Genomic DNA, 8058 nt, shown 5'->3' on the forward strand with positions numbered 1-8058 from the left:
CTAGCTGATATGACTCCCCCGTGTCAATCGAGATTGGTTTGATTCAGTTTCACAGTTGCATGTTGTTCCCCAATTTCCTGGAGGGCGACGTAGCAGTAAGTCTCGACGGTGGATCACGCTGATATCCGCGGGTTGGTTACCGCATTACAGAGGTCCGCCCAATGAGCCTGCCGCTATCTAAGGCCGCAAGTCGGATGAAATCCGTTGCCTAGCTAGGTCGCGGGTTGCTCGTGTGCCGGGCTACGTCGCYCTTCAGGAAACTGGCTCCACAGTAGGTGGCAGATAGGTTGGTACCTTGGCGCTGGGTTACGTTGTCTGCGCCGCGTTCGGTATGGCAAGCGACATGGCGAGCCGGCTGATGTCCCAGATGAACCCGCTCAGTTCGCGGGCCACCGCAACCACCGCAATGTTCGGGTTCTTGCCGCGCGCGGCAAGTCTCCGATAGCGCCGGCACAGTCGAACCTGGGCGTCCCAGGAGCGGTCAACGATGGCCTTCGGGATGCCTTCGTGCCGGCGCTGAATCTCGGGGCTCACACGTGCCGGGTGCCGGTAACTCCAGGCGGCTTCGATTAGCAGCTTTCTTGCATAGCTATTGCCGTTCTTGGTGATGCTGCCTTGGCGCCGTTTTTCCCCCGATGAGTGTTCTGCGGGCGTCACCCCGAGCCAGGCCATCAGTTGGCGCGGACGCACAAAGCGCGAGAGATCGCCCAATTCGGCGAGCATGCCTATCGCCGTGGTGAACTGCACGCCGCGCATGGCCTGCAAGCCCAGTACGGCCGGATAGAAGCGCCAGTTGACCACKGCCTCGCGCAAGGCCGCTTCGAGACGGCTGCATTGCGCGAGCCGATCCTCGATGGCACGTCGATATTCGTCAAAGGCAAGTTGCTGCCACACGGTGTCGAACGCAAAGGTACTGATCCAGCGCCGGTGCGCGGGTCCCCAGTCGGCTCTGCCGCTGTAGCGCACCCCATGTGAAAGCAGAAAGGCCTTCAGCCGTTGCCGGGCGCGCTTCAGATCGTCCTTGGCGCTGACCCACGCGCGTGACAGATCCCGGAACGCTTCGTCCTCCAYACTGGGCACGTACACCGCCGAGAGGTCGCCGGCGCGCAGCGATCGCACGAGCTTGACCGCATCGCGCCGATCGGTCTTGACGCGCTCGCCGGGTTTCTTCGGGATCAGCGACGGCGCGCACACCATGCACTCGAATCCCTTCCCTGCAAGCTGCCGGTAAAGGCCATAGCCGCAAGGGCCTGCCTCGTAGACGATGCGGATCCGGCTCGCTTTAGACTGCAGGCGCTTGCACAGGCGATCGATATCGGCCTTCGAGGTACCGATCTTGCCAAGCAGTTCGACCTCGCCCGCGCCGAGTGCGTAGGCGACCGTGATCGAGTCCTTATGGACGTCAAGACCCACGTACAAAGTGCTATCGTGTTCCATGCTGGCCTCCGCGCTGGAAATCGCCGGGTGTGGCACTGTCCACACCATGCGGCTCTGGCAGTCATGCTAACCCGCGTTTGATTCAGCCACCCCTCTCCCCGGCCCTCTCCCCATGAGGGGAGAGGGAGAGACAGCCGTCGTTATGGCGTGCGGCTTTGGCCTGTTCAGCGGCTTCGTTGAGCAGGGCGAAGTTAGTTGGCAAGCTCGCCGCCAGCTGCCTTCAGGGCAATCCGGTCGACCAGCAGCACGATGACGGCACCGATCGCCGTCGCCGCCACGCGGTCCATCAGCATGCCGGCGTCGGCCGGCCGGCTGGCGCCCATGATCATCACCATCAGCGGGGTCATGACTGCCGAGTAGGCCAGGTAGTTGCGCAGGCGCAGCAGTGGCCGGATGCCGGCCAGCCATCCCGCATTGAATGCCACCAGCCAGTACGGGAGCTGGTGGCCCAGCAGCAAGCTCGCGCCAAGCACGCCGAGGAGGGTGCCGGCCACCCGCTGCGTGGCCTTGACGGCGAAGCCCTCCGGCTGCCGCTGCAGCAGGATCGCCACGGTCAGCGTGATCCATTCGAAGTGATGGCCCGGAAGCAGCCAGCGCAGGATGCAGGCGCAGCCCAGGCCGAGCACCAGCCGCAGCGTGTATTGCCACCCGGCCCAATACGACAGCGTGCGCCGCCATCGCTGCAGGCGCTGCGCCGTGGTGGGCAACGCCAAGGGCGTGCCGGGCTGCGCCAGCGCCTTGGCCCTCGGCGCGAGGAGCAGGCACAGCAGACAGGTCCAGAGCGCGCCGGCCAGCGTGAGCAGGAGAAAGCCTGCCCGATGCGGCGCAGCGCTTGCCGCACCGGTGGCAATGATCAGGAACAGGACGAAGCGCGTGGCCGCGATCGCGAGCGGGCGGCTGTAGCCGCCAATGCAGGCCGCCGCACCTGCCAGCAAAAGCACAATGACATCGGTCAGGGCGCCGTGGCCTGCCGCGACGGCAGCGATGGCCGCGGCAGCCGCAACCGGTGCAAGCAGGGCCGCCAGCGGCCTGATGCGGGATTCGTCTTGCGCATCGATGCAGGATCCGGCGACCGCCCCGGCGCCGATCGCCAGGCTGCCGAGCGCGGCGGCCTGGCCAAGCGCGATCTGCCCCATGGCGCCAGCGAGCAGCAGCGGCATGCCCATGCCCAGGGCTGCCGCGAGCATCTCGCGAGGATGCACCTGCGCGCCGGCGGGCCAATGGATGGCTTTGGCAAGATGGGTCTTTGCGCTCAATGTCCCCTCCCGTGATTGCGGGCCTCCGCCGCCAGAAAATCGCGCGGCGCCTGTCCCAGCGCGCGCCGGAACATGGTGGAGAAGGCGCCGGCATTGGCATAGCCGGTTTCGGCCGCCACGTGCGCGAGCGGCTTGCCGCGGCTCATCAGGTCCACGGCGTGCGCCAGCCGCAATTGCTGGCGCCAGGCGGCAAAGCTGGTGCGCAGCTCGGTGCGGAACAGGCGCGCCAGGGTGCGCTCGCTGGCACCCGTCAGTTCGGCCCATTGCGCCAGGCTTAGCGCTGAGCCTGGCTGCTCCATCAAGGCATCGCACAAGGCTTTAAGGCGGCGGTCGGTAGGCAAGGCCAGCCCCGGCCAGAGCGTGGGCGCGGTGCGCAACTCCTCGAGCAGCAAGGCCGCGCTTAGCTGGCGCCGTGGCGCGGACAAGCTGGCCGCGTCGGTCAGCGCCACCATCAGGTTGCGCATCAACGCCGACACTTCCACGACCACGCAGGCGGTGAGCGAAAGCGGCGCCGCCTGCGGCAGCACATAGCAGGCATGCAGCGCTGCGTCGCCCAGCGTGACCACCTCGTGTTCCACATCCGGCGGAATCCACACCGCGCGCATGGTCGGCACCACCCAGGTGGTGCCTGCCGCGGTCACCCGCATGCTGCCGCGCGAGGGGCACGAGATCTGCCCCCAAGCATGCCGATGGCGGCGAATGATGGCGTTGGGCGGCGGCAGGCGCAGATGCACGATGACCGGTTGCTCGGCGGTGGGCTGGGTCAGCGGGACGGGCTGGTAGGTGGTGCGTGGCATCTGGCTCGGCGCGGCTTTGGCGCGGGTTTTCGGGTGTGGCTGGTATTCGTAAGAAATTGCCCGAGAAGTGTAACCCGGCCAGATCGGCGCGTCCTACGATGGCGCTCATCGCATGAGCACCACGGAGTTCCCTCGCATGAGCAATACCAGTCAGACCGGCTTGCCGCCCCCGGCCAGCCTTCCCGGCAATCCCGCCGCTTCCAAGGCGCCACCCGCCGCGGGCCCCGCATCCGCGGGCAAGCTGTCGGACAGCGCGCGCGCCGCCTTGGTCATCGCCCTGTGCGTAGCCGCGGTATGGCTGGTGGGCCGCGCCACCGGCGCGCCCGGCGGGCTGGTGCTGGCGGGCGCGCTGGTGGCGTCCACCGTGTGCTGCTGGGCGCTGGGCGTGCTGCCCGAGCCGGCTACGACGTTGCTGTTCTTCCTGTGCGCCGTCGTGCTGCACGTGGCGCCGGCCTCCGTGGTGTTCTCGGGTTTTGCCTCTACCGCGTGGTGGCTCATGTTCGGTGGCGCGGTAACCGGCGTGGCGTTGCGCCAGACCGGGCTGGCGCAACGCCTGGCGGCCATCATCTTCCGGGGCCGGGTGGGCAGCTATCGCCAGGTGATCGGCACCGTGGCGGTGAGCGCCGTGGGGCTGGCATTCCTGATGCCCTCGACCACCGGGCGGGTGCTGCTGCTGATGCCGATCGTGCTGGCGCTGGCCGACCGGCTTGGATTCGCACCGGGTTCCAACGGCCGCATCGGCATGGTGCTGACCGTGGCAGCCGCCAGCTATATGCCGCCCACCACCATCCTGCCGGCCAATATCCCCAACAGCGTGTTGCTCGGCGCGGCTAGCTCCCTGTATGGCGTCAACCTGAGCTATGGCAGCTATCTCCTGCTGCATTTCCCCATCCTCGGCTTGCTCAAGACCGTGATGCTGGTCTGGCTGGTATGCCGGCTGTTTCCCGAGCACGGACCGATCGCGGCACTCCCGCGCGAGCAAGCGAGCGCGCCGAGCCGGCAGGAAAAGCTGCTGGCGGTGATCCTGGTGCTGGCCGTGGCCGGGTTTGCCACCGACACGCTGCACGGCGTCTCGCCGGCCTGGATCTCGCTGGCGGCATGCATCGTCTGCCTGCTGCCGGGCGTGGGCCTGGTTTCCTCGCGCATGCTGGCCGAGCAGGTGCACCTCACGCCCCTGATCTATGTGGCCGGCTTTCTCGGCCTGGGCGCTGTGGTGGAATCCACCGGGCTGGGGGGCGCCATCAGCACGGCGCTGCTGCGCTGGCTCCCCCTTTCGCCGGGGCATACCGCCGCCAATGTGGCCGCGCTTGGCGCGGTCGGGGCGAGCCTGGGGCTCATGACGACGCTACCCGGATTGCCGGCCGTGCTGACGCCGCTGGCCAAACAGCTGGCGCAGGCCACGGGTTTGTCGCTGGAAGCCGTGCTGATGCTGCAGGTTCCCGTGTTTTCCACGGTGTTCTTTCCCTACCAGTCGCCACCCATCGTGATCGCCATGCAGCTCGGTGGCGTGGGGCTGCGCGACGGAACCCGCATGTGCCTGGCGCTGGCCGCGCTGACCTTGCTGGTGCTGCTGCCGCTGGATTACTTCTGGTGGCGCTTGCTGGGCTACCTGCCTTGAGCGCGCTGCCAGCAAGCTTGCGCTAACTGAGGCATGATCTCGGCCTTCGACCTCTGGTTAACCCCAGCCCCGGGTAGGCTGGCATGCGGGTAAGCCGAGCTCCACCGTAGAAGGCAATCATGACGACAAGAGCGCACTGCGCGCCGCAAGCGCAGGCTAGCCCCGTGGGCGGCGCAAGCTGGATGACCCTGCTGCTGGCCACTGCCTGCGGCCTGATCGTGGCCAACCTGTATTACGCGCAGCCGTTGATCGGCCCGATCGGCCACGCGCTGGGGCTGTCGCCGCAGGCGGCGGGCCTGATCGTGACCCTGATCCAGGCCGGTTACGGCGCGGGCCTGCTGCTGATCGTGCCGCTGGGCGACATCATCGAGAACCGCCGGCTGATTTGCAGCCTGCTGGCCGCCAGCGCACTCGCACTGGCTGGCGCGGCGCTGGCCGGCCATGCCGGGGTGTTTCTGCTGGCGGCCGTCTGCATCGGGCTGAGCTCCGTGGCGGCCCAGGTCCTGGTGCCGTTTGCCGCGCACCTGGCGCCTGAGCATGCGCGCGGCCGTGTCGTCGGCAATGTCATGAGCGGCCTGATGCTGGGCATCATGCTGGCCCGCCCGGCCGCCAGCCTGGTCACCGACCTGTGGGGCTGGCATGCCATCTTCGCGGGCTCGGCCGTGGGTATGGCCCTGCTCGCCGCCGTGCTCATGCGGCTGCTCCCGGATCGCCGCCCGGCGCCTGCGGTGCGATATGGCGCGCTGCTGGTGTCCATGTGGCAGCTGCTGTGCGCGCAGCCCGTGCTGCGCCGGCGTGCGGCTTACCAGGCATGCATGTTCGGGGCGTTCAGCCTGTTCTGGACCACCGTGCCCCTGTGGCTCGCCGGCCCCGGGTTCGGCCTGAGCCAGAAGGGCATCGCCCTGTTCGCGCTGGCTGGCGTGGCGGGTGCGGTGGCCGCGCCCATCGCCGGGCGCCAGGCCGATCGCGGCCGTGGCCGGGGCATGACCATGCTCGCCATGTTGCTCGCGGCCGGCGCCTTTGTGCTGGGCCAGGCCGGCACGCCCGGCTCGCCCTTAGCCCTGGCGGCGCTGACGATTGCCGCCATCGCGCTGGATTTTGGCGTGGCAGCCACCCTGGTCGTGGGCCAGCGCGCCATTTTTGCCCTGGGCGCCGCCTATCGCAGCCGCCTGAACGGGCTGTTCATGGCGATCTTCTTCACCGGTGGCGCCGTGGCATCGGCCGTCGGGGCGTGGGCCTTTGCCCAAGGCGGCTGGACGCTCACCAGCTGGATCGGCTTCGGCCTGCCGGCCATGGCGGGCCTGTACTTCGCTACCGAGCGGCGGCCCGCGGGCGCGCCGCCGCGCTGATCCCGGATCGCCGGGGCCGGGCGCGCGCCCTGTGCGCTTGATCCGGGCAGCGCCCTGATCTATCGATGCTCCCGGGCGCCCCGCCGAAATTTTTTTTCGTTCCAAGGGAAATGACTGCATTCCCTGTCAACCAGACGTATTACTATTCGTTACGAAATATTACGGGGCCGAAACACTTGGCCCGGTGGTCCCCCACGCTGCCGGCCTTGCCCCGTGATCCAGGCTACGCCTGGCCGCCTGCCCCGTCGCCGTCGTGGCGGGCGCGGCGGTTTCGAATCGTAAGCGCAGCACCACAAGACCGGATACCGGCTTTGCTGCATCGGGAACAGGGGAGCGTCAAGTGGTGCAAGGACCAATCTCGAGCCTTCAATGGTTGTCGGGGCTYARTGCCARGGGATTYTTTCWSGATCTCGGRCCTTTTTTCTATTTTCGYTATCTGGCGGCGCTCACTGCGTTGTCGGCGTTTTGCCACCCGCCGGGCGGCAAGAAGTGGATACTCAAGCGTTTCAAGCTGATCTGCCGGTCCGCATTCCGCTTTGCCGCGGTGCGCAGCTGGCTGCAGGCGGTCGACTCCTGCGCGCTGATGCGGCGCGTGGCCATGGCCAAGCCTTCGCTGCTCGAGCGCCCGTATCGCCCGCTTGGCGCATGCGGGCTGAGCTTTCGCGAGCGCATGCGTACGGTGCTGGATCACTACCGTGCGATGAGCACGCTGGTGCCGCTGGCGCTGAGCGAACGCGTCTACGTGGGCGGCGGGCTCGAATGGGTGATGGGCGACGGCCGCTATAGGTTGCGCCTGGCGGATTCGGGGCCGAACCCCAAGGAAGGCGAACTGGCCTTTTATTGGCTGGACACGGCCAGCGGCGTGTGCCTGAGCCAGCTCAGCTTCTACCTGGCGCAGCGCAAGGACGGCACGGAGATCTTCGTCGGGGGCCTGCAAGGCCCCATGGGCGAGAGCAGCCGTGACCTGATCCGCGAATCCACCAAGGCCTGCGAAGGCCTGCGTCCCAAGGACGCGGTCATGGAAGCGTTGCTCGGCTTTGCCGCCTTGCTCGGGGTGCAGCGCATCGTAGGCGTCAGCAAGAAGAATCACGTGGGCCGCCAACGCCATACCCCGCGCGAGATCCGCTGCGACTACGAGGGCTTCTGGATGGAGTCCGCGGGCCAGCCAATGCCTTGCGGCAACGTCGAGGTGCCGGTCAACCAGCCGCGCCGCGATGTGATGGCGCTGCCGTCCAAGAAGCGCTCCGCATACCGGCGCAAGCTGGCCCAGGTAGAGGCCATCCACGCGGCCGTGCACGGCTGGTTCGCGGCGCCTGCCGTGCCGCAAGCAACCACCCCGGCGCCTGCGCTGACGCAGGTGATTGCGCCGGGCAGCGCGGAGCCGCTTGCGGCGTGAGGCAGGGCGGCGGCGGGCCGCCGTGGATGCACACAAGAAAACGCAGGCTTCGGCCTTAATGCCGTTCAGTTAAGAGCTGAACGGCATTTTTGTATGTAGCGTCAGAGGAAGTTGTAAACGCTGCGCCGAAGTGTTAACTTTCGGGCGCGATGCTTTCCAGTCACCTGACCTTCCTGCTCGAAGCGCAACAGCCGGCCGACTTGAG

The 8058-nt window shown here is 67.5% G+C and carries 6 protein-coding genes; 3 read left to right on the forward strand and 3 right to left on the reverse strand.

Annotated elements, in window-relative coordinates:
• Positions 1 to 306: 306 nt before the first annotated feature.
• The 3 genes from AC1DS3_RS32700 to AC1DS3_RS32710 form a co-directional block, all read right to left on the reverse strand.
• Entirely contained in the window at positions 307 to 1437 is a 1131-nt protein-coding gene (locus AC1DS3_RS32700; protein WP_441641108.1) for an IS110 family RNA-guided transposase, read from the reverse strand.
• A gap of 191 nt (positions 1438 to 1628) precedes the next feature.
• Positions 1629 to 2693, reverse strand: a complete 1065-nt coding sequence (locus AC1DS3_RS32705; protein ID WP_441641554.1) for an FUSC family protein — start codon at positions 2691 to 2693, stop codon at positions 1629 to 1631.
• On the reverse strand, positions 2690 to 3490 hold the full coding sequence (locus AC1DS3_RS32710; protein ID WP_441641555.1) for an AraC family transcriptional regulator: 801 nt from the start codon (positions 3488 to 3490) through the stop codon (positions 2690 to 2692). Before AC1DS3_RS32710 ends, AC1DS3_RS32705 begins: the two co-directional genes overlap by 4 nt.
• A gap of 136 nt (positions 3491 to 3626) precedes the next feature.
• On the opposite strand from AC1DS3_RS32710, the gene AC1DS3_RS32715 reads away from it, so the two are divergent.
• The 3 genes from AC1DS3_RS32715 to AC1DS3_RS32725 all read left to right on the forward strand — a co-directional run bounded on the left by AC1DS3_RS32715 (position 3627) and on the right by AC1DS3_RS32725 (position 7853).
• Positions 3627 to 5108 carry an SLC13 family permease gene (locus AC1DS3_RS32715; RefSeq protein WP_441641556.1) on the forward strand — a complete coding sequence of 494 codons (1482 nt, stop codon included), beginning with the start codon at positions 3627 to 3629 and terminating at the stop codon, positions 5106 to 5108.
• Positions 5109 to 5227: 119 nt separating this feature from the next.
• Positions 5228 to 6457 carry an MFS transporter gene (locus tag AC1DS3_RS32720; RefSeq protein WP_441641557.1) on the forward strand — a complete coding sequence of 410 codons (1230 nt, stop codon included), beginning with the start codon at positions 5228 to 5230 and terminating at the stop codon, positions 6455 to 6457.
• Between the two features lie 454 nt (positions 6458 to 6911).
• A complete protein-coding gene (locus tag AC1DS3_RS32725; RefSeq protein WP_477128785.1) occupies positions 6912 to 7853 on the forward strand; it encodes a DUF535 family protein in 942 nt (313 codons plus the stop codon).
• The last annotated feature ends 205 nt before the right edge of the window (positions 7854 to 8058 follow it).

Source organism: Cupriavidus sp. 01L46 (genome assembly GCF_056399905.1).